The organism is Xanthomonas boreopolis (genome assembly GCF_046529185.1).
Taxonomy (GTDB): Bacteria; Pseudomonadota; Gammaproteobacteria; order Xanthomonadales; family Xanthomonadaceae; genus Pseudomonas_S; species Pseudomonas_S boreopolis.
The window spans coordinates 2,603,551-2,629,568 of record NZ_CP097162.1 but is presented as its reverse complement, the minus strand read 5'-3'; the positions used below and the strand labels follow the sequence as shown (position 1 = coordinate 2,629,568).

The following is a 26,018-nucleotide window of genomic DNA, read 5'->3' as shown; positions in this document are numbered from 1 at the left end:
CGATGAGATTGCGATCCTGGAAATGGCCGGTCGCCGGCCTGGTGATGGCCTGCACGGTTTCGCAAGCGTCCGCGACGGAGGCCCGCGTGCTGGATGGATTCGACGACATGTCCGCCTGGAAGCTGGTGGTCTCCAACCAGGTCAGCGGCTCGCTGCGCCCGGTGGCTTCCCCCGGCGGCGGCAAGGCGCTGTGCCTGGACTACAACTTCAACGGCGTGTCCGGCTACGTTGGCATCCGCCGCGAGCTGCCGGTCCAGTACCCGCGGAACTACGAGCTCTCGTTCAACATCCGCGGCGACTCGCCCGCCAACGACCTGCAGTTCAAGCTGATCGGCGCCAGCGGCGACAACGTGTGGTGGGTCAACCGGCCGGGATTCGCGTTCCCCAGGAACTGGACCAAGGTGGCCTATCTCAAGCGGCACGTCGAGAAGGCCTGGGGCCCAAGCCCGGACAAGGAGCTGCGCAGCAGCGCGGCGGTCGAGTTCACGATCTACAACAAGGTCGGCGGCAAGGGCACCGTATGCTTCGACCGCCTGGCGATGGCCGAGCTGCCGCCGCCCGACGAATCGCCGTATGCCGCCCATGTCATCGCCGACACCGCACCGGCGCTGGAGCAGCGCATGGCCGACGGCAAGCCGGACACGTTCTGGCTCAGCGGCAACGTCAAGCAACAGACCGTGACGCTGGACCTCGGCAAGGTGCGCGAGTTCGGCGGCGCCATCGTCAACTGGGTGCCGGGCCTGCAGGCCTCGGTCTACGAGGTGCGCTCCTCGGTGGACGGGCGCGAGTGGAAGCTGTTGCGCGACGTGGTCGCCGGCGGCGGCGACACCAGCTGGCTGGCGCTGCCCGAGAGCCAGGCGCGCTACCTGCGCTTCGACCTGAAGGACGGCCCGAACTTCCGCTACGGCATCAAGGAGATCAAGGTGCAGCCGCTGGCGTTCGCGGCCACGCCGAACGACTTCGTCAAGTCGCTGGCGGCGCAACTGCCGCGCGGCAGTTTCCCGCGGGGCTTCTCCGGCGAGCAGCCGTACTGGACCATCCTCGGCCTGGACGGCGGCACCGAGCAGGGCTTGATCGGCGAGGACGGCGCGGTCGAGGTGGCCAAGGCCGGCTTCAGCATCGAGCCTTTCCTGCTGGTCGGAGGCAAGCGCCTGGCATGGTCCGACGTCGGCAGCCGGCAGAGCCTGCAGGGCGGCTACCTGCCGATCCCGAGCGTGGATTGGCACCACGAGCAGGCCGACCTGCGGGTCACCTCGTTCGTGCAGGGCACGCCGGACAACGCGCAGCTGGTGGCGCGCTACCGCCTGAGCAACCCGGACAAGGTGCCGCACGACGTCACCCTGGCGCTGGCGATCCGGCCGTTCCAGGTCAATCCGCCGTCGCAGTTCCTCAATACCCAGGGCGGCGTCAGCCCGATCCAGCAGCTGGCGTTCAACGGACCGATCGCCAGCATCAACGGCAAGCCGCGCGTGTTCGCCGCGCAGGCGCCGGATGCCGCTTTCGCGACCGCCTTCGACAGCGGCATGGACGTGGCGCACCTGCTCGACAAGCAGGTGCCGGCGACGGCGCAGGTCAAGGACGCCACCGGCCTGGCCTCCGGCGCGATGCTGTACCGCTGGACGCTGCAACCGGGCCAGGCGCGCGAGATCGCGCTGGTCATTCCGCAGACCGGCCCGGCGCAGATGCCGGCCGGTTTCGACGCCGAGAAGGCGCAGCAGCAGGTGGCGCAATCCTGGCGCGACAAGCTCGACCGCGTGCGCATCGAGGTGCCGGCGGAAGGCCAGCCGGTGGTGGACACCCTGCGCACCGCACTGGCGCACATGCTGATCTCGCGGATCGGCCCGCGCCTGCAGCCGGGCACGCGTTCGTACTCGCGCAGTTGGATCCGCGACGGCGCGATGATCTCCGAGGGGCTGCTGCGGCTCGGCCGCGAGGACGTGGTGCGCGAGTACGTGGACTGGTTCGCGCCGTACCAGTTCGAGAACGGCATGGTGCCCTGCTGCGTGGACGACCGCGGCAGCGACCCGGTGCCGGAGAACGACAGCCACGGCGAGCTGATCTTCAACATCGCCGAGTACTACCGCTACACGGGCGACAAGCCGTTCCTGGAACGCATGTGGCCGCACGTCACCGGGGCGTACGGCTACATGGAGCAGCTGCGCCTGAGCGAGCGCACGGAATCCAACTTCATGGTCGACCCGGCCTTCTACGGGATGATGCCGGTGTCGATCAGCCACGAGGGCTATTCGGCCAAGCCGGTGCACTCGTACTGGGACAATTTCTGGGCGCTGCGCGGCTACAAGGACGCGGTGGCGATCGCCGAGGCCCTGGAGCGTCCCGAGGACGCGGCCCGGTTCGCGGCCTCGCGCGACCAGTTCCAGCAGGACCTGGACGCCTCGCTCAAGGCGGCGGTGCGCCAGCACCAGATCGACTACCTGCCGGGCTCGGCCGAACTGGGCGATTTCGATCCCACCTCGACCACCATCGCGCTGGCGCCGGGCGGCGAGCAGGGGCGGTTGCCGCCGGAGCTGCTGGACGGCACCTTCGAGCGCTACTGGAACGAGTTCGTCGCGCGCCGCGACGGCAAGCGCGAATGGAAGGACTACACCCCGTACGAATGGCGCAACGTGTCGGCGTTCGTGCGGCTGGGATGGCGCGACCGCGCCTGGGACGCGCTGTCGTTCTTCTTCAAGGACCGCACCCCGCAGGCGTGGAACCAGTGGGCGGAAGTGGTCTCGCGCACGCCGCGCGCGCCGTTCTTCCTCGGCGACCTGCCGCACGCCTGGGTGGCTTCGGACTTCGTGCGCTCGGTGCTGGACATGTTCGCCTACGAACGCGAGAGCGACGACAGCCTGGTCATCGCCGCCGGCCTGCCGCCGCGCTGGTTCGAGGGGCAGGGCGTGGCGATCTCCGACCTGCGCACGCCGCAGGGGCGGCTGGGCTACTCGATCAAGCGCAGCGACAAGCGGCTGCTGCTGCAGGTGCAGACCGGGCTGGTGCTGCCGGCCGGCGGCGTGGCGTTCCCGTGGCCGTACGCGGGCGAGCCGGGCGAGGCCACGATCAATGGCGAGCAGGCGCAATGGCAGGGCAACGAGCTGCGCATCCGGCAATTGCCGGCGCAGGTGGAGGTCGAGGTGCCGGCGTCGGTGCGCCGGGCCGAGCGCAAGGCCCAATGACGGGTCCGGCGCGGCGCGCGACGCGCGCGATGGCGGCGGTGCTGCTGGCGTTGGCACCGCTGGCCGCCGCCGCCCGGGACGAGGTGGCGGGCATGTCGCTGGTGACGCTTAACCTGCACCACGACCGTGGCGACTGGCCGGCGCGGCGCGAGTACATCGCCGGCGAACTCGCCGCGCTGCGTCCGGACGTGATCGCCTTGCAGGAAGTGATCGAGCGCGAGGGCAGCGTCGCCAACCAGGCGGCCTGGCTGGCGCAGCGGCTGGGCTACGACTACGAGTTCGCCTCGGTGGACCCGGCCGGCGCGCCCAAGCGCTACGGCAACGCGCTGCTCACCCGCCGGCCGGTCCTGGCCCGGCACCAGCGCCTGCTGCAGCCGCTGGACGACTATCGCGTCGCCGCGCAGGTGCGCATCGACGTGGACGGGCAACCGGTCAGCGTCTACGTCACCCATCTCAACGAGCGCGCCGACGGGCGCGGACGCGCGACCCGTACCCTGCAGGTCGCCGACCTGCTGCGGTTCGTCGCCGACACCGCCGGCGGGGCGCCGGTGGTGATCGCGGGCGACTTCAACAGCGCCGCCGATGCGATCGACCTGGAAGCGCTGCGCAAGGGCTACGGCGACAGCTATGGCAGCGTGCACCGCGATGCCCGGGTGAGCACGCTGAACATGGAGGTCTACGACAGGCCGGCGCGGATCGACCACGTGTTCTTCCAGCAGCAGCGCCTGCTGGCGCGCGAGGCGAAGATCCTGTTCGATCTGCCGGACGCCCACGGGCGCTGGGCGTCGGATCATTACGGCGTATGGACACGGCTGCAGTTCGCGCCATTGCCGGCGCGGTCGATGGTGGATGCATCGTCGACGAAGCCTTGACCTGAAGCCCCTCTCCCGGCGGGGCGAGGAGGCACGGCTTGCGCACCACGGGTGCGCGTGCCTTTGAGCGCCCACGCCGCTGGCGTGGGCCGGGGCGCGAAGCGGGGATTGGGGTGAGGGTACGAAGGCGAAGCCCCCGGCCCCGTGCCCTCATCCGCCCCTTCGGCGCACCTTCTCCCCTCGGGGGAGAAGGGGAATAGCTCACCCCGCGGCACGCACCTGCCGCACGATCGCCGCGGCCTTGGCCGAGGTCTCGCGGATCTTGTCCCACTCGCCGCCGGCGACCCAGTCGTTGGGCACCATCCACGAGCCGCCGATGCACAGCACGTTCGGCTGCGACAGGAACTCGGCCGCGTTGGCCTCGCTGATGCCGCCGGTCGGGCACAGCTTGAGATCGGCGAGCGGTCCGGCCAGGCCCTTGAGCATGGCCAGGCCCCCGACGGCGCTGGCCGGGAACAGCTTGCACACGCGGAAACCGCGCGCCATCAGGGCCAGGAACTCGGTCGGCGTGGCCGCGCCCGGGACCACCGGCAGCGGCGCCTGCGCCAGCGCATCGGCCAGCGCCGGCGGCGTGCCCGGGGTCACCAGGAAGTCGGCGCCTGCATCGATCGACTGCTGCATCTGTTCGGCCGACAGCACGGTACCGGCGCCGACCACCACGTCCGGCAGTTCCTTCTTCAGCACCGCCAGCGCTTCCATCGCGACCGGCGTGCGCAGGGTCAGCTCGATCGCCGGCAAGCCGCCTTCCAGCAGCGCGGCCGACACGCGGCGGGCCTGGTCCAGCGTGTGGACGGTCACCACCGGCAGGATCCCGGCGGCGCGGAGCAGTTGTTCGGCTTTCTGTTGGTGCTGGGCGATGCTCATGGCGTTCTCGGTGTCGTAAAGCGGGAATTGGGGATTCGGGATCGGGGATTCGGGGCGGTGTCCTGGCTCTGCCAATCCCCGATCCCGAATCCCCGATCCCGGCATTTCAAGCGTCCTTGGCTTCGTGCGGGGCTTCCGCCGCGACCGGCGTATGGCCCAGGTCGTATTCGGCGTCGTATTCCCACAGGCTGCCGTCGGCGTTCATCGGCCCGCAGGAGATCGAGATCGCGCCCTGGTCGGCCGGGCCGACCACGCGCCGGTTGATCGCGAACAGGTTGCGGCCCAGGTCGTTGCCGGCCGGCGCGGTGTTCGGCGCGATCTCGCGCGCGGCCCATTCCTCCGGCGATACCTTCACTTCCAGGGTACCGGCCTCGCCGTCGAGCACGACGATGTCGCCCTCGCGGATCCGGCCGATCGGACCGCCGCGCGAGGCTTCCGGCGTGACGTGGATCGCCGCCGGGAACTTGCCGGAAGCACCGGACAGGCGGCCGTCGGTGACCAGCGCCACGCGCCGGCCCTGGTTCTGCAGCATGCCCAGCAGCGGCGCCAGCGAATGCAGTTCCGGCATGCCGTTGGCGCGCGGCCCCTGGTAGCGCACCACCGCGACGAAATCCTGCGGCAGCAGGCCGGCGGCATGCAGCTTGTTGAGCATCTGCGGCGCATCGACCACCACCGCGGGCGCCTCGATGCGGCGGTACTCGGGCTTCACGGCCGACAGCTTGATCAACGAACGGCCCAGGTTGCCGCGCAGCAGGCGCAGGCCGCCCTGCGCCTCGAACGCATGGGCGACCGGGCGCACCACCGCCTCGTCGGCGCTGGCCTGCGCGCCCGGCACGTAGCCGACCTTGCCGCCCTCGTGCAGCCGCGGTTCCTGCGCGTAGGCGCGCATGCCGCCCTCGACCACGGTCGGCAGGTCGTCATGCATCAGCCCGGCGTCCATCAGCTCGCGGAACACGAAGGCGGTGCCGCCGGCGGCGTGGAAGCGGTTCACGTCGGCCTCGCCGTTGGGGTAGACGCGCGCCAGCAGCGGCACGGTCCGCGAGATCAGGTCCATGTCGTCCCAGGTCAGGACGATGCCGGCCGCGCGCGCCACCGCGATCCAGTGGATGGTGTGGTTGGTGGAGCCGCCGGTGGCCATCAGCGCGACGATCGCGTTGACGATGGCGCGCTCGTCGATGAGCCGGCCGAACGGGCGGAAATCCTGGCCCAGCGCGGTGATCGCCAGGGCGCGCTCGGTCGCCGCGCGGGTCAGCGCGTCGCGCAACGGCGTGCCGGGATTGACGAACGAAGCGCCCGGCAATTGCACGCCCATCGCTTCCAGCAGGACCTGGTTGGAGTTGGCGGTGCCGTAGAAGGTGCAGGTGCCCGGCGCGTGGTACGAGGCGGCCTCGGCTTCGAGCAGCTCCTCGCGCGTGGCCTCGCCGGCCGCGTAGCGCTCGCGCACTTCGGCCTTCTTCTTGTTGGGGATGCCCGGGGTCATCGGCCCGGCCGGCAGGAACACCGCCGGCAGGTGGCCGAAGGCGAGGGCGCCGATCAGCAGGCCCGGCACGATCTTGTCGCACACGCCCAGGTAGACGGTGCTGTCGAACATGTCGTGGCTCAGGCCGATCGCGGCGGCCTGGGCGATCACGTCGCGCGAGAACAGCGACATCTCCATGCCGGCGCGGCCCTGGGTGACGCCGTCGCACATCGCCGGCACGCCGCCGGCGACCTGGGCGGTGGCGCCGAGCGCGCGCGCGGTCTCGCGGATCAGCTCGGGATACTGCTCGAACGGCTGATGCGCCGAGAGCATGTCGTTGTAGGCGGTGACGATGCCGAGGTTCGGCGTCGCGTCGGCGCGCAGCCGGCCCTTGTCGGTCGGGCCGCACGCGGCGAAACCGTGGGCCAGGTTGCCGCAGCTCAGGCGGGCGCGGAACGGGCCGTCGCGCAGGGCGGCATCGATGCCGGCGAGGTAGGCCGCGCGCGACGGCGCGCTGCGCTCGCGGATGCGTTCGGTGACGGCTTGGATGTTGGGATGCAGGCTCATTGGCTACCGGCTATGAGTGGAGCGGGAAGGACCCGCTTTTCGTTAGGTCCCCGCACATGGATGTGCGGGCTCTTGCGAGGGACTCGCATCTTCAAGTCCCCGCACATGGATGTGCGGGCTCCTTAAGGGCACCAGTGCACGCGCAGCCGCGGCCCGGGCAGGTCGATGGCGGCGCGGATCGGGTATTCCAGCGGATCGTCGCCGGCCAGTGCCGCTTCCAGCACCTCCAGCTTCTGCTTGCCGCGCAACAGCAGCAGGCGCGTGCCGGCCATGGCCAGCCCGGCCGGCGTCAACGTGATCCGCAGCGGCCAGCTGTTGGAGCCGGGGCAGCCGGTGGCGTCCAGCGAAGCGTAGGGCGCCGGATTGGCGAGCGCCTTCGGCAGGTCGGACGCGCCGGGAAACAGCGAGGCGGTATGGCCGTCGCCGCCCATGCCCAGCACCGCCACGCACGGCGCGGGCGCGTGCCGGGCGTGCAGGTTGGCCGAATGCACGCATTCCTCGATCGGCTTGCCGGGACGGACCAGCGGCACGAAGCCCATGCCCTCGGCATGGTCGAGCAGGCTGTGCCCGACCAGCCAGGCATTGCTGTCCGGATCCTGCGGCGACAGCCAGCGCTCGTCGACCAGCCCGGCCTCGACCTTGCTCCAGTCCAGCGCGCGCGTCGCCAGCGATTCGTACACCGGCGCCGGCGTGGTGCCGCCGGAAAGCAGCATGCGGGCGTGGCCGTTCTTCTCGATCTCGTGGGCGAGGATGCCGGCCAGTTCGCTGGCGACGCCCTCGATCCAGTCCTGGGGCTCCTCGTGGCGCACCAGCGCGATGCGCTCGTGGTTCTGCAGCTTCATCGGATCACCTCGCGTTCGGCATCCACGGCGTACGCGGCCGCGCCCAGCAGGCCGGCCTGCGGGTGCATCACCGCCAGCGACGGGACGCGCGACATGATCGACGAGAAACGGCCCTTGTTCTCGAAGCGCTGCCGGAAGCCGGAATGCAGGATCGAGTCCAGCAGCCGCGGCACCAGCCCGCCGGTGAGGAACACACCGTCCCAGGCGCCCTGGACCAGCACCAGGTCGCCGGCGATGGCGCCGAAGATCGCGCAGAACAGGTCGACCGTGCGCGTCGCGCGCGGATCGCCGGCGGCCGCGCGCGCGGTGATGTCCTTCGGTTGCAGCGGCCCCGGGTCGACGCCGGCGATCTCGCTCAGCGAACGGTAGATGTTCACCAGCCCCGCGCCGCAGATCAGGCGCTCGTTGGAAACGCGGCCGAATTGCTGCGACAGGATCTCCAGGATCCGGATTTCCTCCGGCGTGCCCGGCGGGAAGCTGGCATGGCCGCCTTCGGTTTCCAGCGGATAGCAGCGGCCGCCGCGGATGACCAGGCCGCCCACGCCGAGCCCGGTGCCGGGACCGATCACCGCGTAGTTGCGCGGTTGCGTCACCGGCGCCGGTTCCCAGCCGGCGCCGCCGACCTGCACCACGTCCTCGGGCCTGAGCAGGCTGATCGCCATCGCCTGCGCGGCGAAGTCGTTGATCAGGTGCAGGCTGTCGAAGCCGAGCATGCCGGCGGTGCGGCTGCGCGAGATCACCCAGGGGTGGTTGGTGATGCGGGCCTCGTCGCCGTCGACGCGGCCGGCCACCGCGAACACGCCGCGCGCGGTGGGCACGCCGGTCTGTTCGAGGTAGTGGCTGGCGGCGTCGCCGAGCGAGGGGAACTCGACCACCGGGTACTCGCGCACGGTGTCGGCGAGCAGCGGGACCGAGGCGTCGATATCGGCCAGCGCGAAGCGCGCATTGGTGCCGCCGATGTCGGCGACCAGCACGGGCTTGGACAGCGCCAGGTTCATGCGTCCGCTCCGTGGTCGTCGATGCCGGGCGGCAGGAACGCGCGCGCGCGTTCCGGGCCCCAGGTGCCGGCCGGGTAGGACTCCAGCGGCAGCCCGGCCTTCTTCCAGGCCTCGCTGACGCTGTCGATCCAGGCCCAGGCGGCCCTGACCTCGTCGTCGCGCACGAACAGCGCGTGGTTGCCGTTGAACGCATCCAGGAACAGGCGTTCGTAGGCGATCCGGCGATGCAGGCCGGTCGGCACCGACAGCTCCAGCTCCAGCGGCTGCAGTTCCAGCGCGCCCCATTCCGGGCCGGCCAGGCTGCTCATCAGGCCCAGCTCGATGTTCTCCTGCGGCTGCAACTGGAAGGTGAGCCGGTTGGGCACGGCCTGCTTGCGATGCGGACGCTCGAACAGCCAGTGCGTGACCGGCTTGAGCGTGACCACCACGCGGGTGGTGCGCTCGGGCATGCGCTTGCCGGTGCATAGGTGGAACGGCACGCCTTCCCAGCGCCAGTTGTCGATGCGCGCGGTGACGCCGACGAAGGTCTCCACGTCGCTGCCTTCCGGCGGCTGGTAGGCCTGCGCGGGCTGGCCGTTGATGGTGCCGGCGGTGTAGCGGCCGCGCACGCTGTCGCGCGCGGCGTGCTCGGCGGTCAGCGGCCGCAACGCGCGCAACACCTTGACCTTCTCGTCGCGGATGCGGTCGGCCTCCAGCGAGGCCGGCGGTTCCATCGCCACCAGGCACAGCAGCTGCAGGATGTGGCTCTGGACCATGTCGCGCAGCGCGCCGGAGCGGGCGTAGTAGGCGTCGCGCCCGTCCACGCCCTCGCTCTCGGCGACCAGGATCTGCACCGACTCGATGTAGTTGCGGTTCCACACCGCCTCGAGCAGCGTGTTGCCGAAGCGCAGCGCGATCAGGTTCTGCACCGCGGCCTTGCCCAGGTAATGGTCGAGCCGGAACACGCGGTCCTCGTCGATCAGCGCGCCGATCGACTGCAGGATCTCCTGGGCGCTGGCCGAATCGTGGCCGATCGGCTTTTCCAGCATCAGGCGGTGCGGCGGCGCCAGCGCGCCGCCCTCGGCCAGGCCCTGGCAGGTGCTGATGTACAGGCCCGGCGGGATCGCCAGGTAGCTCACGCAGGGGCGGTCGGTCAGTTCGCGCACGGCATTGGCGACCGAGCTCGCATCGCGCAGGTCCACCGAGCGGTAGTCGATCCGCTGCAGCAACGCCTCGATCTGGGCCGCGCTGGCGTGGGGCAGGGCCTGTTCCAGGCGCGGCCGCAGGATGTCGTGGAACTTGGGCGTGTCGTGGGGCGAAAGCGCCAGTGCACGGACCCGGAAATCCTCCGGCAGCAAGCCATCGATCGACAGGCGCAGCAGGGAGGGGAAGAGGTAGCGCTGTGCCAGGTCGCCAGTGGCACCGAACAGGAGGAGTGTGGTGTGCATGGATCGAGTTTCAGATTCCTGTGACATCGTTGTCAATGAAGTGGCCCAAGGGGTTCCAGGCGTTCTGGTGATCGGGTTGGCCGCATCGGTTCAAGGCGTATGCGCACACATCGGGATCCCTGCCCAGGGAGGTGAGCCCCCGATTGTTGCAGCAAAGGGCCGGCATGTTTAGGGCGCACCGGGCATACCTGGACGATCGTTATGGAATGTCTGGCCCGGTACGGCGCGGAGTGCGCGCAAGTCCGGTGCGATGGCGTCATGTTCCCTCCCGTTCGATTCCCCATGCCGTTCCCTACGACCATCGTGTCGAAGGGGCTGGCGCGACGTGTCCGGCCCTCGCGGGCGGCACGCCGCCGATGTTGCCAGTTGAAAACGATTACATGTCAGAATAAACCAATGCATTCGTTTGCGGTGGATCCTGCGACGATTGCCCGTCACTGACGTCGGGAGGGCCGGCGCAGTCGTATCCCCGGTCGAGGCGAGAAGATGGCGAAAGTGCAGTTGGACAAGGTCCGCAAGGTCTACGACAACGGCCAGGTGGCCGTGCAGGGGGCCAGTTTCGAGGTCGCCGATGGCGAGTTGATGGTGCTGGTGGGCCCTTCCGGCTGCGGCAAGTCCACCCTGCTGCGGATGATCGCCGGGCTGGAGGAGATCAGCGATGGAACGCTGCGGATCGGCGATCGGGTGGTCAACGACGTCGCCCCCAAGGACCGCGACATCGCGATGGTGTTCCAGAGCTACGCGCTGTACCCACACATGACCGTGGCCGAGAACCTGGCCTTCGGCCTGAAGCTGCGCGGCACGCCCAAGGACGAGATCGCGCGGCGGGTGAAGGAGGCGGCCGACATGCTCGGCCTGGCCTCGATGCTGGACAAGCTGCCCAAGGCGATGTCCGGCGGCCAGCGCCAGCGCGTGGCGCTGGGCCGGGCGATGGTGCGCGAGTCGGCGGTGTTCCTGCTCGACGAGCCGCTTTCCAACCTCGACGCCAAGCTGCGCCACAGCGTGCGCACCGAGATCGCGCAACTGCATCGCAAGCTCGGCACCACGATGATCTACGTCACCCACGACCAGGTCGAGGCGATGACGCTGGGCCAGCGCATCGTCGTGCTCAAGGATGGCGTGATCCAGCAGATCGACACGCCGATGGCGCTGTACGAGCGGCCGGCCAACCTGTTCGTGGCCGGGTTCCTCGGGAGCCCGGCGATGAACGTGCTGCGCGGAAGGCTGGTCGCGGGGCCCGGCCTGGGGCTGCAGCTCGCGGGCGGGCGGACATTGCCGATCGAGGGCGCGGCCGTGTCGCCGGACTGGCTGGGGCGTGAGATCGCGGTGGGCGTGCGCCCGGAGCACCTGCAGCCGGCGACGGCGGCCGGGCCGGCGTTCGACGCCGTGGTCGACGGACTGGAGCCGGTCGGCAACGAGATCTTCGTCAACGTGTCGCTGGACGGGGTGCCATTGGTGTTGCGCGTGCCGCCGCAGGCGCTGCCCGCGGCGGGCGAGGCGCTGCCGGTGGCGATCCAGGCGGCGCACCTGCATTTCTTCGATGCGGATAGTGGCGTGCGCTTGTCCGCGTCTGCTTGACGCGCTTCCCATAGCGGGAGCCGTTCCCACAAAAGCAGGTCCCGCAACGGGATCAGCGTGCCAGTCCATCCAGGAACGGAGCGACACGCGTGGCCTCGCCGCGTACCGTCAGGCCATCCTCCGCGCCTTCCAGCGGCAGCACCGCCAGCGCCAGGCCGTCGGCGACGCTGGCGACGCTGCCGATGGCCTGGTCGTCGCGCCGCACTTCATCGCCCGGCTGGGCATCCACGGCGGTTTCGAGCAGGCGCGTGCTGCGCTTGGCCTTGCCGAGGAAGTGCGTGCGCGCCACGATCTCCTGGCCGGGGTAGCAGCCCTTCTTGACGCTGTAGGCGTTGAGCCGGTCCAGCCCGATCTGCTGCGGCGTCCATTGCTCGCGCTGCGACGCGTCCAGTCGAGGCAGGCCCATGCGCAGGTCGAGCCTGCGCCATTCCTTGGCGAAGTCGTCGTCGGCCTGCACGAGCGCCGAGCGCGGTTGCACGCACAGCGTGCGCGCCGCCCCGGGGGTGCCGAGGTCGAACGACAGGCGGTCCTGCTCGATGCCGAGGCGGTCGCCGTCGGCCGGGGCGGGCGACAGCCGGCCGGACACGGCCAGGTCCTCGCGCGGCTCGATGCTCGTCTTGCGGCGGAACACGAAGCGGCGCAGTTGCTCGGCCATGGCGTGGGCACCGCCGTCCGGAAGCACCAGGCGGATGTCCTGCTCGCTTGGCCGGGCGAGCAGGAAGATCGCGATGACCCGGCCCTTGGGCGTGAGCCATGCGTTCCATTGCCAATGTCCAGCGGCCAGCGAGGCCACGTCGTTGGCGAACTGGGCCTGGGAAAAAGCCACCGCGTCCGGACCCTGGAGCGCGATGATTTCCGCCTCCGGGAGCAGGATGAACGACGGTTCCGTAATGTGAAGGTTGTCAGGCACGGGGGGCAGGACTAAAATTTGCTGCGTTGCGAGACCCTCATGATAGGCCAAACAACCCCCACTCCCGAGACCGAGCCCGAAGCGCCGCCGCCCGCTGGAACGCATGATTCCAAGGGTGGAACGGAGCCGAAGGAGATCGGTGGCCGCGGCGGACTGGATCCGGTGCGATACGGGGATTGGGAGAAGAACGGGCGCTGCATCGATTTCTGATCAGCACCAGCCAACGCGGCGCAAGCCGCCCAGCCGAGAAAAACGAGTCCAGCGAATGGCGACCCAAGAACGACCATTGTCTCCGCACCTCCAGGTGTATCGCTGGCAGATCCAGATGGCCACCTCGATCCTGCATCGAGCCACGGGCATCGTTCTGTCGCTCGGTGCCCTGATCATCGCCACCGGCCTGCTGGTGCTGATGCTGGGCCCGGAACACTGGAGCTGCTTCACCCAGCTGGCTGGCGCCTGGTATGGCCAGCTCTTCCTCTTCATCTGGTCCTGGGCCTTCGCCTACCACCTGTGCAACGGCATCCGCCACATCGTGCAGGACTTCGCGTACGGCTACAGCATTCCCGCCTTCAAGCGCAGCAGCTGGCTGTCGGTGATCGGCAGCCTGGTGATCACCGCGCTGATCTGGGCCTACGTCCTGCTGGGAGCCGGCGCATGAGTCGCTTTCGTACCCCCCTCAAGAACGTGCGCGGCCTCGGCGCGGCCAAGACCGGCACCGATCACTTCGTCCACCAGCGCCTGACCGCGACCGCCCTGGTGCTGCTCGGCATCTGGTTCCTGGTGTTCGTGCTCGGCCTGGTCGGCTCGGACTACGCCACCGCCACCGCGGCGGTCGCCAAGCCGTGGAACGCGGTCCTGCTGGTCGGTTTCCTCGTGGCCTCGTTCTGGCATGCCCAGCTCGGCCTGCAGGTCATCCTCGAGGACTACATCCACAATTCGCTCCTGGCCCTTGCGCTGCAGACGACGGTGAAGTTCATCGCCGTGGTCGGCGGAATCGCCAGTGTCTTCGCGGTGGTCCGCATCGCGCTGGGCGGCGCCTGAGTCCTCGGGCGCCCAGAACAGGAATCCAGATTAGATGTCCGCTTACAAGATCACCGAACACAAGTACGACATGGTCGTGGTCGGCGCCGGCGGCGCCGGCCTGCGCGCCACCTTCGGCCTGGCCCAGAAGGGCCTGCAGACGGTGTGCCTGACCAAGGTCTTCCCGACCCGTTCGCACACCGTCGCGGCGCAGGGCGGCATCTCCGCCGCGCTCGGCAACATGGGCGACGACGACTGGCGCTACCACTTCTACGACACCATCAAGGGCTCGGACTGGCTGGGCGACCAGGACGCCATCGAGTACATGGTGCGCGAGGCGATCCCCGCGATCATCGAGCTCGAGCACTACGGCGTGCCGTTCTCGCGCACCGAGGACGGCAAGATCTACCAGCGCCCGTTCGGCGGCATGACCACCAAGTACGGCGAAGGCCCGGCCGCGCAGCGCACCTGCGCCGCCGCCGACCGTACCGGCCACGCCATGCTGCACACGCTGTACCAGCAGTCGCTGGCGCACAACGCGCGCTTCATGATCGAGTACTTCGCGCTCGACCTGATCTTCGACGAGGAAGGCGTCTGCCGCGGCGTGCTCGCGCTGGACATGGCCGAGGGCACGCTGCACCTGTTCCGCGCCCACGGCGTGGTGCTGGCCACCGGCGGCTACGGCCGCGCCTACTTCAGCGCGACCTCGGCGCATACCTGCACCGGCGACGGCGGCGGCATGGTGATGCGCGCCGGCCTGCCGATGCAGGACATGGAGTTCGTGCAGTTCCACCCGACCGGCATCTACGGCGCGGGCTGCCTGATCACCGAGGGCGTGCGCGGCGAGGGCGGCATCCTGCGCAACAGCAGCGGCGAGCGCTTCATGGAGCGCTACGCGCCGCACTACAAGGACCTGGCCTCGCGCGACGTGGTCGCGCGCTCGATGACCATCGAGATCCGCGAGGGCCGCGGCGTCGGCGAGCACAAGGACCACATCCTGCTCGACCTGACCCACCTCGGCCCGGGCGTGATCGACGAGAAGCTGCCGGGCATCGCCGAGAGCGCCCGCATCTTCGCCGGCGTCGACGTGCACAAGCAGCCGATCCCGGTGATCCCGACCGTCCACTACAACATGGGCGGCATCCCGACCAACTACCACGGCGAAGTGGTGCGCAAGATCGGCGACGACCCCGATGCGGTCGTGCCCGGCCTGTATGCGATCGGCGAGGCCGCCTGCGTGTCGGTGCACGGCGCCAACCGCCTGGGTTCCAACTCGCTGCTCGACCTGGTGGTGTTCGGCCGCGCGGTGGCCAACCGCTGCGCCGAGACGATCCGCACCAACCAGCCGCACAAGCCGCTGCCGTCGGACGCCTGCGACAAGGCGCTGGGCCTGCTGGACAAGCTGCGCCATGCCAACGGCGACACGCCGACGGCGGTGATCCGCGACAGGATGCAGCGCACGATGCAGGCCGACGCCGCGGTGTTCCGCACCAGCAAGACGCTGAAGGAAGGCTGCGAGAAGATGGCCGACATCTTCGCCTCGTTCGAGGACGTCAAGGTGACGGACCGTTCGCTGGTCTGGAACTCGGATCTGATCGAGACCTACGAGCTGAACAACCTGCTGCTCAACGCGGTGGCGACGATCAACTCGGCCGAGCAGCGCAAGGAAAGCCGCGGCGCCCACGCGCACGAGGACTATCCGGAGCGCGACGACGCCAACTGGCAGAAGCACACGCTGGTGAGCGTCGACGAGAAGGGCAACTGCAGCTTCGACTACCGCCCGGTGCACATGTACACGCTCACGCAGGACGTGGACGTCGTCCCGCCCAAGCCGCGCGTGTACTGATGCAGGCCCGGCGCATGGAACCGTCGAGTACCGCTCCCCGCACGATGGCCGGCCCGGCCCGGCCGGCAGTCGCGGCGGGAGTGCCGATCGACCGTTCCATGGCGCCGGCTGCCGCAGCCGCCCCGATCGCCGGATCCATCCTCTTTCCAATCGTGCGCGCCGTGCAGGCCTCCTTCGCGCCGCGCAGCGCCTGAGCCAACGAGAACAGCCATGGCAGAGTTCACCCTCCCCAAGAATTCCAAGATCGGCAAGGGCAAGCACTTCCCGGCCAAGGGCGCCAAGAACGTGCGCACCTTCAAGATCTACCGCTGGAGCCCGGACGCAGGCGAGAACCCGCGCACCGACACCTACGAGGTGGACCTGGACAAGTGCGGCCCGATGGTCCTGGACGCGCTGATCAAGATCAAGAACGAGATCGATCCGACCCTGACCTTCCGCCGCTCGTGCCGCGAGGGCATCTGCGGTTCGTGCGCGATGAACATCGACGGCACCAACACGCTGGCCTGCACCAAGGCGATCAGCGCGTGCGGCAAGTCGGAAGTGCCGATCTACCCGCTGCCGCACATGAACGTGGTCAAGGACCTGGTGCCGGACCTGACCCACTTCTACGCGCAGTACGCCTCGATCAAGCCGTGGATCCGCACCCAGACCCCGCCGCCGCCGGATCGCGAGCGGCTGCAGTCGCCGGAGGACCGCAAGAAGCTCGACGGCCTGTACGAATGCATCCTGTGCGCTTGCTGCTCGACCAGCTGCCCGAGCTACTGGTGGAACGGCGAGCGCTACCTCGGCCCGGCGATCCTGCTGCAGGCCTACCGCTGGATCATCGACTCGCGCGACGAGGACACTGGCGCCCGGCTGGACGATCTGGAAGACCCGTTCAAGCTGTATCGCTGCCACACCATCATGAACTGCGCGCGGACCTGTCCGAAGGGGCTGAACCCGGCGCTGGCGATCGCCGAGATCAAGAAGCTGATGATGGCGCGCCGCGCCTGACCGCTGCGATGCGGGACGGTGGCCGCGGGTGCGGCCATCGGCGAACGGCACCGGCCCGGGGGGTTGGTGCCGTTGTCGTTTTTGGAGGGGCGTGCCCCTTGGAATGGAACCGACGATGGACGAATCCACCGAACTGAAGAAACTGCGCTGGCGCTGCCGGCGCGGCATGCGCGAGCTGGACCAACTGTTCGACCGTTACCTGGAAAGGCGCTGGAAGGCGGCTTCCGACGCCGAGCGGGCGGTTTTCCTACAGTTGCTGGATTGCGAGGACGATAAGTTGTGGCGCTGGTTCATGGGCTACGAGGAGTGCCCGGATGCGCGCCTGCTCGAACTCATCGGTGTCATCCGCAGCCTGCCGGCTTGAGTGGCGGCCGTCGCGCTGGTCGATGGCGGCATGCGGGGTGTTGTCGGGGCTGGCGGTGGCGTCGCTATGGATCAGCGAGCTGCCGGGATGGCTCGCCCTGGCCGGCTCCGGTCTGGCGGCGGGATGGGGCGTGCGGCGCATCTGGCGCGAACGGGATGCGAAGCCGTTCGAGCTGGTGATTCCCTGGGACCCCGGCCGGCCGGTGATCGTCGCGGGTCGGCCGGCCGATACCTTCGATGTCGAGTGGCGCGGGCCGCTGGCGATGCTGCGCTGGAGCTGGCCCGGGCGGCGGCGCGATGGGCGGTTGTGGTGGCCCGACCTGCTGCCGCCGCCCGCGCGACGTGAACTGCGTCTGGCCGCGGCGGCCCGGGCCGTTCCGCCGGCCCGGCCACAGATGGCACCATAGCTTTCCTTTGTTCTTCGGAACGGACCCGCCCAACGGCATGTTCAAGCCCATCCCTGTCGCAATCGGACTGCGCTACCTGCGTGCCAAGCGCCGCAACGGCTTCATCTCCTTCATCTCGATGGCCTCGATCCTGGGCATCGCGCTCGGGGTCACCGTGCTGATCACCACGCTGGCGGTGATGAGCGGATTCCAGAAGGAGATCCGCGACCGCCTGCTGCAGATGGCGGCCCACGCCACGGTCAGCGCCGAGGGCGCGCCGATGCACGATTGGCAGCACGCCGTCGCGGTGGCGATGCGCGACCCGCGCGTGGCGGGCGCCGCGCCTTACATCGAGAAGGAGGCCCTGCTGTCCGGCCCGCGCAACCAGCCGGCGATGGTGCGCGGGGTGATCCCGGCCGAGGAGGCCAAGGTCTCGGTGCTGGCGCAGAAGATGAAGCAGGGCTCGGCCGACAGCCTCACCCCGGGTTCGTTCAATATCCTGCTCGGGCAGGAGCTGGCGCTGTGGCTGGGCGTGAACGTCGGCGACACCGTCGTCGTCACGCTGTCGGACTTCCAGGGCACGCCGGTCGGCGCGCTGCCCAAGATTAAGCGCTTCACGGTCAGCGGCATCTTCGAGGCCGGCTACAACGAGATCGACCGCGGCCTGGCGGTGGTCAACATGGACGACATGGCGCGCGTGCTGCGCATGGATGGCGTCACCGGCGTGCGCCTGAAGCTGCACGACATGGACCAGGCCTTCGAGGTCGCCCGCGACCTGGCGCTCAACCTGCGCGGCCCGTACCGCGTCAGCGACTGGACCCAGGAGAACGCCAACCTCTACCACTCGCTCAAGATGGAAAAGACGGTGATGGGCATCCTGCTGTCGCTGATCATCGCGATGGGCGCCTTCAACCTGGTCTCCTCGCAGGTGATGCTGGTCACCGACAAGCAGGCCGACATCGCGATCCTGCGCACGCTCGGCCTCTCGCCCGGCGGGGTGATGAAGGTGTTCATGGTGCAGGGTTCGCTGATCGGCATCATCGGCACCGTGCTCGGGGTGGTCGGCGGCATCGTGCTGACCTTGAACCTGGAGCGCATCCTCGGCGCGATCGAGGCGCTGTTCAACGTCAAGCTGCTGCCGGAGGACGTCTACTACATCACCGGCCTGCCCACCGACATGCAAACGCACGACGTCGTCGTCATCACCATCGTCGCGCTGGCGATGAGCTTCCTGGCGACCCTGTATCCGGCCTGGCGCGCCGCGCGCACCCAGCCGGCGGAGGCCCTGCGCTATGAATGATTCCCTGCAGCCGGTGGTCCGCGCCGAGGCGCTCGCCAAGACCTATGCGGAAGGCAAGATGCGCACCCCGGTGTTCGACGGGCTGGAGCTGTCGATCGCGCCGGGCGAGACCGTTGCGATCGTCGGCGCGTCAGGCGCCGGCAAGAGCACGTTGCTGCACCTGCTGGGCGGGTTGGACATACCGACGTCCGGCGAGGTCTACGTGGACGGGCAGAAGATGTCGGCGTTGTCCGACGCCGAGCGCGGCAGGTTGCGCAACCGTTCGCTCGGCTTCGTCTACCAGTTCCACCACCTGCTGCCGGAGTTCACCGCGCTGGAGAACGTGATGATGCCGGTGCTGCTGTCGGGCGAGGACATCGCGCCTGCGCGCGAACGCGCGCTGCGGTTGCTCGATGCGGTGGGCCTGTCGCACCGCGTGGCGCACAAGCCGGGCGAACTGTCCGGCGGCGAGCGTCAGCGCGCCGCGGTGGCGCGCGCGCTGGTCAACCGCCCGGCCTGCGTGCTCGGCGACGAACCCACCGGCAACCTCGACGACCGGACCGCGGAGACGGTGTTCGAGTTGATGCTCGACCTCAATCGCGCGCAGGGCACGAGCCTGGTACTGGTCACGCACGACCGCGGCCTGGCGCGGCGGCTCGACCGGGTGCTGGAACTGCGCGAAGGGCGCTTGCACCAATTGGCGAAGGCCGAGGTCTAGGGCGGGCCGACGCTCCGCTCCGGCATGGGGCGGTGCAACAGGTGCCTTCGTGCGAGGCACCTCCTTGTGGGAAGGACTTCGGTCCCGACGGAACCGCCGGCATCGCCCGATCTTCTCTTCTTGCCAGAGAGGGCCCCTTCGCTGTGCGGGCGGATTTCCGTCCGCGCCGTCCCGCACGAACGGAAACGGCATGCTCGTCCGTCGCGCGACCGATCCCATCCACGGCGGTCATCGAGGATGACGTGTCCCGATTCGGAAACTCCCGACGCGACGGTGCGTGACACGCCGCTGTTCCGAGCGGGCGAAGCGGCATAGCGTTGCCTGCGACGACCGCGGGTCGTCGATGCCCATCGATCGAAGGAGCGATCCGTGCAGGAAGCGGCCCGGCAGGACGCCGGATCTGACAAGGCGGGCGCATTCCCGCTGGTGACGACCTCGATCGGCCTGCTGGCCGGGGTGGTGGTCGCGCTGTGGTGGCCGGGCCTGCTGCCGCGCTGGATGTACCTGGCCGCGTTCGTGCCGGCGCTGCCGCTGGTCCGCCTCCGGCGCTGGGGTTTCACGCTGGCCGCGGCATTGGTGGGCTTCGGGCTTGCCGGGCTGCACGCGGCCCATGCGCTTGCCGGCCAATTGCCCTTGGCCTGGGAGGGGCGCGAGGTCGTCGTGAGCGGCCAGGTCGAGGGCCTGCCGCAATCGGAGCCGCGGCGCACGCGTTTCCTGCTGCGGATCGACGACGACGCGGCGCAACCGGCGTTCCTGCGCGGCAAGCGGGTGCAGGTGTCGTGGTACGACGATTTCGGAGCGACCGCGCCCGGGCCGCGCAGCGCCGTGCGTGCCGGGGCGCAGTGGCGCATGTCGCTGCGGGTGCGGGCGCCGCGCGGGCTGAGCAATCCCGGCGGATTCGATGCGGAGCGGCATGCCCTGGGCAACCGGCTCGTGGCGACGGCGCTGGTGCGGCGGCCGGACGCGGCGGCCCAGCTCGCGCCACCGCACGGCGTGGACGCCTGGCGCGAGGCCATGTCGGCGCGCATCGATGCCGCGGTGCCCGCGCAAGGCGCGCCCTACGTGCGTGCGCTGGCGCTGGGCGATACGCGCGGACTGCAGGATCCGGACTGGGCGGTGCTGCGTTCGGTCGGGCTGACGCATCTCATCGCCATCTCCGGTTTCCACGTCGGCATGGTGGCCGCCTTCTTCGCCCTGGCGATCCAGGGCCTGTGGTGGCTGCTGCCGGCGCTCGGGCGCCATTGCCCACGGCGGCACGCGGCCGCGCTCGGCGCCTTGTTCGGCGGGGCCGGCTACGCGGTGCTGGCGGGACTCTCGCTGCCGACCGTGCGCACCGTGTTGATGATCGCCGTGGCGGTGCTGGTCACGCTGGCGAGGCGGCGCGGCAACACGCCGCAGACCTTGGCGATCGCGCTGCTCGCGGTCTTGCTGTTCGACCCGCTCTCGGTGCTGTTCGCCGGATTCTGGTTGAGCTTCGCCGGCGTGGCCTGGCTGGTATGGTGCCTGCCGGACCGGTCGATGCCGCTGCTGCGCGGCTTCCTGGCCGCGCAATGGGTGGCGACGATCGGCCTGGTGCCGCTGACCCTGGCGTTGTTCGACCAGGTCTCGCTGGTCGGCCCGCTGGCGAACCTGGTGGCGATCCCCTGGTGGACCCTGGTCGTGGTGCCCTTGGCCTTGATCGGCACGGGCCTGGAGGCGGTGGTGCCCGGTTGCGGCGCTTGGGCCTGGCATTTGGCGGCAGGGTGCTTCGATATCAGCTGGAGGCTGTTCCAGTGGCTGGCGCGAAGCCCTGCCGCCGCGTGGTGGGCACCGGAATCGGGGGCGTGGGCCTTGCTGCTCGCGCTGGCCGGCGCGTTCTGGATGCTGATGCCGCGCGGCACGCCGGGACGCGCGATGGCCTTGCTGCTGTGGCTGCCGATCTGCCTGCCCGATCGCGAACTGCCGCGCCACGGCGAAGCCGAATTGCTGGTGATGGACGTGGGGCAGGGCCTGGCGGTGCTGGTGCGTACCCGCGCGCATGCCCTGCTGTACGACGCCGGTCCGGCCGTGCCCGACGGCTTCGATGCCGGCGAGCGGGTGGTGGTGCCGGCGCTGCGGGCGAGCGGCGTGCAGCGCATCGACCGGATGGTGCTGAGCCATGCCGATGCCGACCATGCCGGCGGCCTGGGCGCGGTCCGCGCGGTCTTCCCCGTCCAGGATTCGCGCGCGCCGCCCGGCGCGCCGCTGCCGGACATACGGGCCGCTTGCGTGGCCGGCGACGAGTGGACCTGGGACGGCGTGCGCTTCCGCTTCCTGCATCCGTCGCCGTTCTTCCCGTACCTGCGCAACGAATCCAGCTGCGTGCTGCGGATCGAGACCGTCCACGGCGCGGCGCTGCTGACCGGCGACATCGGCGAGATCATCGAACGACGGCTGCTGCGCGACCATGGCGCCGACCTGCGCGCCGACGTGGTGCTGGCGCCGCACCACGGCAGCAACGGTTCCTCGCAACCCGGGTTCATCCGCGCGAGCGGGGCCAGGCTGGTGGTGGTCTCGGCCGGTCACGGCAACCGCTTCGGGCACCCGCGTGCCGACGTGGTGCGGCGCTGGCGCGAATCCGGCGCGGAGCTGCTGAACACGGCGCACAGCGGCGCGATCCGGATATGGTTCGGGCAGGCCGGCGTTCAGGTCAGGGAGCGCCGCATCTGGCGGGCCCGGCTCTGGGACGCTGCGGAACGCCGGCGGGCGGCTGCTATCCTATCGGCGAACGTACATGCGGCCGGTGCGCCGGAGGGTTGAAACGTGTTGGAACTGGTCAAGGCCGGCGGGTGGCCGATGCTGCCGCTGCTGCTGCTGGGCGTGGTCGCGCTGGCGATCGTCCTGGAGCGGCTCTGGAGCCTGCGCCGCAACGAGGTGCTGCCGCCGGGCCTGGGCGAGGAGGTCCGCAACTGGGCGGCGCACGGCAAGCTTGACCCGGCCCACATCGAATCGCTGCGCCGCAACTCGCCGCTGGGCACGCTGCTGGCGGCGGCGCTGGACGTGCGGGGCCGCCCGCGCGAGCTGATCCGCGAGCGCATCGAGGACACCGGCCGCCATGTCGTGCATCGCATGGAGAAGTTCCTGAACGCCCTGGGCACGATCGCCTCGGCCGGCCCGCTGCTGGGCCTGCTCGGCACGGTGGTCGGCATGATCCAGATGTTCCTCGGCATCCTGGACCATGGCGTGGGCGACGTGAACCAGCTCGCCGGCGGCATCGGCAAGGCGCTGGTCTGCACCGCCACCGGCATGATCATCGCGGTGCCGTCGCTGGTCTTCCATCGCTATTTCAAGGGCCGCATCGCCGGCTACGTGATCGAGATGGAGCAGGACGCGACGCTGTTGCTGGACGCGCTCGACGGCCGCCCGGTGCCGGTGGCCGCGACCAAGCCGGCGGTGCCGCGTTCGCCCGCGCTGGCGAAGGGCTGAGCGGATGCGGTTCCGCGACGACCGCGCCCAGGACGAGCCGCACATCGATCTGGTGCCCCTGATCGACGTGATCCTGGTCCTGATCATCTTCTTCGTGGTCACCACCACCTTCGACGCGCGTTCCACACTGCAACTGCAGCTGCCGACCGCCAGCGACCAGAAGAATCCCGAACCGCCGCGTTCGCTGAGCGTGCTGGTGAACGCCGACGGGCGCTATTTCGTCAACGACCAGGAAGTGCTGCGGCAGGATTCCGAATCGTTGAAGCGGACCATCGCGCAGGTGGCCGGCGAGGATCGCCAGCAGGACGTGCTGCTGCGTGCCGACGCCCGCACGCCGTACCAGGCCGTGGTGACGGTCCAGGACGTGCTGGGCCAGCTCGGCTTCCGCCGCATCGCCATCGCCACCGCACCCGACGTCAACAGGGACGGAAGCCACAAGTGAACGTTTCGACCGATGTGCCCGTCCAGGACTCGCCCTGGCGGACGTACCGACGCCTGCTGTCCTACGCCGGCGCCTACCGCGGCCTGCTGCTGCTCGCCGCGGTGGGCGCGATCCTGGAGGCGGTGGCCGGGTCCGGTTTCCTGGCGATGATGAAGCCGATCACCGACGAGACCTTCATCGCGCGCAACCGCGAAGTGGCGATGTGGCTGCCGCTGGCGATCGTCGGCCTGTTCGTGCTGCGCGGCGTGGCCGGGTACATCACCGACATGTCGATGGGCCGGGCCGCGCGCAGCATCGCCCGCGATTTCCGCGTCAGCGTGCTCGACAAGTACCTGCGCCTGCCAGGCAGCCGCTTCGACGCCGAGCCGGTGCAATCGATGCTGGTCCGGCTCGGCTCGGACAGCGACCAGGTGGCCCAGGCGGCGGTCGATGCGCTGAAGGTGATGGTGCAGCAGACCCTGCAGGTGGTCGGCGCGCTGGCGGTGATGATCTGGTACAGCTGGACGGTGACGGTGACGATCCTGCTGGTGGCGCCACCGCTGGCCTGGGTGATGGACAAGGTGGCCAAGCGCTACCGCCGGGTCAGCCATCGCATCCAGGAGAGCAGCGCGCAGCTGATGCAGGCCGCCGACCAGGCGCTGTCCGGCAACCAGGAGGTCAAGGTCTACGGTGCGCGCGAGAGCGAGATGGTGCGCTACAGGCAGCTGGCGGACACCAACCTGCGCCTGGCGATGAAGGTCGAATCGACCCGCGGCATCTCCTCGGCCGCGGTGCAGCTGCTCGGTGCCATCGGCCTGGCGGCGCTGCTGTTGATCGCCGGGCGCGAGGCGCTCGCCGGCCGCCTGAGCGCGGGCGATTTCGTCGCGCTGATGACCTCGATGATGGCGATCATCCCGGCGCTGAAGAACCTCACCAACGTGCAGAACATGCTGCAGCGGGGCGTGGCGTCGGCGCAGCGCCTGTTCGTGGTGCTCGATGCGCCGGAGGAACAGGACGAGGGCACCCGCCGCATCGAGCGCGCGCAGGGCCTCATCGAGTTCCGCCACGTCACCGCGGCCTATCCCGGCCAGGCGCGCCCGGCGTTGGCCGACGTCAGCTTCGTCGCCGCGCCCGGCACGGTGACCGCCATCGTCGGCCGCTCCGGCAGCGGCAAGTCGAGCCTGGTCAAGCTGATCCCGCGCTTCTACGACCCGCAATCGGGGCAGATCCTGCTCGACGGCCATTCCTTGCAGGAGTACCGGCTGGCCGACCTGCGCAGGCAGATCGCCCTGGTCGGGCAGCAGGTGATGCTGTTCGACGGCAGCATCGCCGAGAACGTCGCCTACGGCGAGATGCGCAAGGCCGGCGACGAGCAGCTGCAGCACGCGATCCGCGGCGCCAACGCGATGGAGTTCGTCGAGCAGCTGCCGGAAGGCGTGCAGGCCCAGGTCGGCGCCAAGGGCGGTCGCCTGTCCGGCGGCCAGCGCCAACGCCTGGCGATCGCGCGGGCGATGCTCAAGGACGCGCCGATCCTGATCCTGGACGAAGCCACCGCCGCGCTCGACAACGAATCCGAGCGCCTGGTGCAGGATGCGCTGCATCGCCTGATGCCCGATCGCACTACGCTGGTGATCGCGCATCGCCTGTCCACGATCGAGCATGCCGACCAGGTGCTGGTGATGGACCAGGGGCGCATCGTCGAGCGCGGCACGCACGCCGAACTGTTGGCGCTGGGCGGGTTGTACTCGCACCTGCACGGCATGCAGTTCCGCGAAAGGCAGGCATGAGCAGGGGCGAAACGCGCACGCCGGCGTACTGGTACGGCGAAGGTCCGATTCCGTTGGCGGCACGCCTGCTCGAGCCGCTGTACGCCGGCGCGACCGCGCTGCGCCGCAGCCTGTACCGGCGCGGTTGGCGCAAGCGCCAGCAGGTGCCGGTGCCGGTGGTGGTGGTGGGCAACGTCACCGCCGGCGGTACCGGCAAGACGCCGCTGACGATCGAACTGGTCAACCGGCTCAAGGAGGCGGGCTGGAAACCCGGCGTGGCCAGTCGCGGCTACGGACGGGACGAGGCCGGGAAGCCGCGCTGGATCGAGGCCGGCACGCCGGTCGAACTGGCCGGCGACGAGCCGGCCCTGATCGCCTGGAAGACCGGGGTACCGGTACGGGTCGATACCGATCGCGTCGCGGCCGCGCGCGCGCTGGTCGAAGCGGGCTGCGACATCGTCGTCTGCGACGACGGCCTGCAGCACTACCGGCTGGCCAGGGACGTGGAGATCGAGGTGGTCGATGCGCAGCGCCGCTACGGCAACGGGCACCTGCTGCCGGCCGGCCCGCTGCGCGAGCCCGTCGCGCGCGCGCGCGAATGCGACTTCCGGGTGATCAACCTGGGCCAGGCCAGCGATTCGCCGGAGCAGGCCGCGGCGGGCGTCGGGTTCGGCGAATGGGGGATGCGGCTGCGCATCGAGCTTGCGCAGCCGCTCGGCGGCGTGCGGGCCTGCCCGCTGTCAACGTTCGCCGGGCGCCGCGTGCATGCCGTGGCCGGCATCGCCCATCCGGAGCGTTTCTTCGCGATGCTGCGCAATCGCGGGATCGGGGTGGTGCCGCATGCCTTCGCCGACCATCACCGCTACCGGGCCGGGGATTTCGAGTTCGGCAGCCGCCTGCCGGTGCTGATGACCGAGAAGGACGCGGTGAAATGCCAGGGCTTCGCCGGCGACGGCTTCTACAGCGTGCCGCTGCAGGCGGAGCTGCCGGCGGCGTTCTGGGTGGCGCTGCTGGACAGGCTGGGCAAGCTGTCGCGCGAATGACCCGCCTGCGCCGCCATGCGCGGCCCGGGGGGCGAGGACGAGGGCG

The 26,018-nt window shown here is 69.9% G+C and carries 22 protein-coding genes and 1 pseudogene; 17 read left to right on the top strand and 6 right to left on the bottom strand.

Annotated features, from left to right (window positions below; genetic code table 11):
- Positions 1 to 44: 44 nt before the first annotated feature.
- Positions 45 to 3,176, top strand: a complete 3,132-nt coding sequence (locus M3M27_RS11760; RefSeq protein WP_434028010.1) for a discoidin domain-containing protein — start codon at positions 45 to 47, stop codon at positions 3,174 to 3,176.
- Complete coding sequence (locus tag M3M27_RS11755) at positions 3,173 to 4,048, top strand: endonuclease/exonuclease/phosphatase family protein (protein ID WP_434025750.1); 876 nt, start codon at positions 3,173 to 3,175, stop codon at positions 4,046 to 4,048. The genes M3M27_RS11760 and M3M27_RS11755 overlap by 4 nt, the downstream gene beginning before the upstream one ends.
- Positions 4,049 to 4,249: 201 nt before the next feature.
- On the opposite strand, the gene M3M27_RS11750 is transcribed toward M3M27_RS11755, so the two are convergent.
- From M3M27_RS11750 to zwf, 5 genes are all read right to left on the bottom strand, one after another.
- Positions 4,250 to 4,912, bottom strand: coding sequence for a bifunctional 4-hydroxy-2-oxoglutarate aldolase/2-dehydro-3-deoxy-phosphogluconate aldolase (locus M3M27_RS11750; RefSeq protein WP_434025749.1), 663 nt, complete (start codon positions 4,910 to 4,912; stop codon positions 4,250 to 4,252).
- A 106-nt stretch (positions 4,913 to 5,018) separates the two neighbouring features.
- Positions 5,019 to 6,938, bottom strand: a complete 1,920-nt coding sequence (edd, locus tag M3M27_RS11745) for a phosphogluconate dehydratase (RefSeq protein ID WP_140720543.1) — start codon at positions 6,936 to 6,938, stop codon at positions 5,019 to 5,021.
- Positions 6,939 to 7,060: 122 nt separating this feature from the next.
- Positions 7,061 to 7,780 (bottom strand): 6-phosphogluconolactonase, encoded by a 720-nt coding sequence (gene pgl, locus M3M27_RS11740; protein WP_140720545.1) that lies wholly within the window; start codon positions 7,778 to 7,780, stop codon positions 7,061 to 7,063.
- Positions 7,777 to 8,778 carry a glucokinase gene (glk, locus tag M3M27_RS11735; protein ID WP_140720547.1) on the bottom strand — a complete coding sequence of 334 codons (1,002 nt, stop codon included), beginning with the start codon at positions 8,776 to 8,778 and terminating at the stop codon, positions 7,777 to 7,779. The genes pgl and glk overlap by 4 nt, the downstream gene beginning before the upstream one ends.
- The gene (zwf, locus tag M3M27_RS11730) at positions 8,775 to 10,205 is read right to left on the bottom strand and encodes a glucose-6-phosphate dehydrogenase (RefSeq protein WP_140720549.1); all 1,431 of its coding nucleotides are present in this window, start codon (positions 10,203 to 10,205) and stop codon (positions 8,775 to 8,777) included. Before zwf ends, glk begins: the two co-directional genes overlap by 4 nt.
- Before the next feature lie 486 nt (positions 10,206 to 10,691).
- Between zwf and M3M27_RS11725 the strand changes: the two genes are divergently transcribed.
- Positions 10,692 to 11,783, top strand: coding sequence for an ABC transporter ATP-binding protein (locus tag M3M27_RS11725; protein WP_434025748.1), 1,092 nt, complete (start codon positions 10,692 to 10,694; stop codon positions 11,781 to 11,783).
- A 52-nt stretch (positions 11,784 to 11,835) separates the two neighbouring features.
- Here the strand turns inward: M3M27_RS11725 and M3M27_RS11720 are convergent, their stop codons facing one another.
- Positions 11,836 to 12,693, bottom strand: a complete 858-nt coding sequence (locus M3M27_RS11720) for a YgfZ/GcvT domain-containing protein (protein WP_434025747.1) — start codon at positions 12,691 to 12,693, stop codon at positions 11,836 to 11,838.
- Positions 12,694 to 12,732: 39 nt separating this feature from the next.
- On the opposite strand from M3M27_RS11720, the gene M3M27_RS11715 reads away from it, so the two are divergent.
- The 14 genes and pseudogenes from M3M27_RS11715 to lpxK all read left to right on the top strand — a co-directional run bounded on the left by M3M27_RS11715 (position 12,733) and on the right by lpxK (position 25,972).
- Positions 12,733 to 12,903 carry a DUF1674 domain-containing protein gene (locus M3M27_RS11715; protein ID WP_140720556.1) on the top strand — a complete coding sequence of 57 codons (171 nt, stop codon included), beginning with the start codon at positions 12,733 to 12,735 and terminating at the stop codon, positions 12,901 to 12,903.
- Between the two features lie 55 nt (positions 12,904 to 12,958).
- Entirely contained in the window at positions 12,959 to 13,351 is a 393-nt protein-coding gene (gene sdhC, locus M3M27_RS11710; RefSeq protein ID WP_140720558.1) for a succinate dehydrogenase, cytochrome b556 subunit, read from the top strand.
- Complete coding sequence (gene sdhD / locus M3M27_RS11705) at positions 13,348 to 13,734, top strand: succinate dehydrogenase, hydrophobic membrane anchor protein (RefSeq protein ID WP_140720560.1); 387 nt, start codon at positions 13,348 to 13,350, stop codon at positions 13,732 to 13,734. The genes sdhC and sdhD overlap by 4 nt, the downstream gene beginning before the upstream one ends.
- 34 nt (positions 13,735 to 13,768) lie before the next feature.
- A complete protein-coding gene (gene sdhA, locus M3M27_RS11700; protein ID WP_140720562.1) occupies positions 13,769 to 15,559 on the top strand; it encodes a succinate dehydrogenase flavoprotein subunit in 1,791 nt (596 codons plus the stop codon).
- A 210-nt stretch (positions 15,560 to 15,769) separates the two neighbouring features.
- On the top strand, positions 15,770 to 16,552 hold the full coding sequence (locus M3M27_RS11695; protein WP_140720566.1) for a succinate dehydrogenase iron-sulfur subunit: 783 nt from the start codon (positions 15,770 to 15,772) through the stop codon (positions 16,550 to 16,552).
- Between the two features lie 115 nt (positions 16,553 to 16,667).
- Entirely contained in the window at positions 16,668 to 16,916 is a 249-nt protein-coding gene (locus M3M27_RS11690) for a succinate dehydrogenase assembly factor 2 (protein ID WP_434025746.1), read from the top strand.
- Positions 16,867 to 17,322 carry a hypothetical protein gene (locus M3M27_RS11685; RefSeq protein WP_434025745.1) on the top strand — a complete coding sequence of 152 codons (456 nt, stop codon included), beginning with the start codon at positions 16,867 to 16,869 and terminating at the stop codon, positions 17,320 to 17,322. The genes M3M27_RS11690 and M3M27_RS11685 overlap by 50 nt, the downstream gene beginning before the upstream one ends.
- Before the next feature lie 37 nt (positions 17,323 to 17,359).
- Positions 17,360 to 18,601 (top strand): lipoprotein-releasing ABC transporter permease subunit, encoded by a 1,242-nt coding sequence (locus M3M27_RS11680; protein WP_140720573.1) that lies wholly within the window; start codon positions 17,360 to 17,362, stop codon positions 18,599 to 18,601.
- Positions 18,594 to 19,298, top strand: coding sequence for a lipoprotein-releasing ABC transporter ATP-binding protein LolD (gene lolD, locus M3M27_RS11675; RefSeq protein WP_177497608.1), 705 nt, complete (start codon positions 18,594 to 18,596; stop codon positions 19,296 to 19,298). Before M3M27_RS11680 ends, lolD begins: the two co-directional genes overlap by 8 nt.
- Positions 19,299 to 19,667: 369 nt before the next feature.
- Positions 19,668 to 22,186: pseudogene (locus tag M3M27_RS11670) on the top strand (DNA internalization-related competence protein ComEC/Rec2); the annotation flags it as partial.
- Positions 22,080 to 22,742 carry a MotA/TolQ/ExbB proton channel family protein gene (locus M3M27_RS11665; RefSeq protein WP_434025744.1) on the top strand — a complete coding sequence of 221 codons (663 nt, stop codon included), beginning with the start codon at positions 22,080 to 22,082 and terminating at the stop codon, positions 22,740 to 22,742. The pseudogene M3M27_RS11670 and the gene M3M27_RS11665, both read left to right, overlap by 107 nt.
- Before the next feature lie 4 nt (positions 22,743 to 22,746).
- The gene (locus M3M27_RS11660; RefSeq protein ID WP_434025743.1) at positions 22,747 to 23,184 is read left to right on the top strand and encodes an ExbD/TolR family protein; all 438 of its coding nucleotides are present in this window, start codon (positions 22,747 to 22,749) and stop codon (positions 23,182 to 23,184) included.
- Positions 23,181 to 24,950, top strand: a complete 1,770-nt coding sequence (gene msbA, locus M3M27_RS11655; RefSeq protein ID WP_434025742.1) for a lipid A export permease/ATP-binding protein MsbA — start codon at positions 23,181 to 23,183, stop codon at positions 24,948 to 24,950. Before M3M27_RS11660 ends, msbA begins: the two co-directional genes overlap by 4 nt.
- Positions 24,947 to 25,972: a tetraacyldisaccharide 4'-kinase gene (gene lpxK, locus M3M27_RS11650; RefSeq protein ID WP_140720581.1), complete on the top strand. Its 1,026-nt coding sequence runs from the start codon at positions 24,947 to 24,949 to the stop codon at positions 25,970 to 25,972. The genes msbA and lpxK overlap by 4 nt, the downstream gene beginning before the upstream one ends.
- Positions 25,973 to 26,018: the final 46 nt, after the last annotated feature.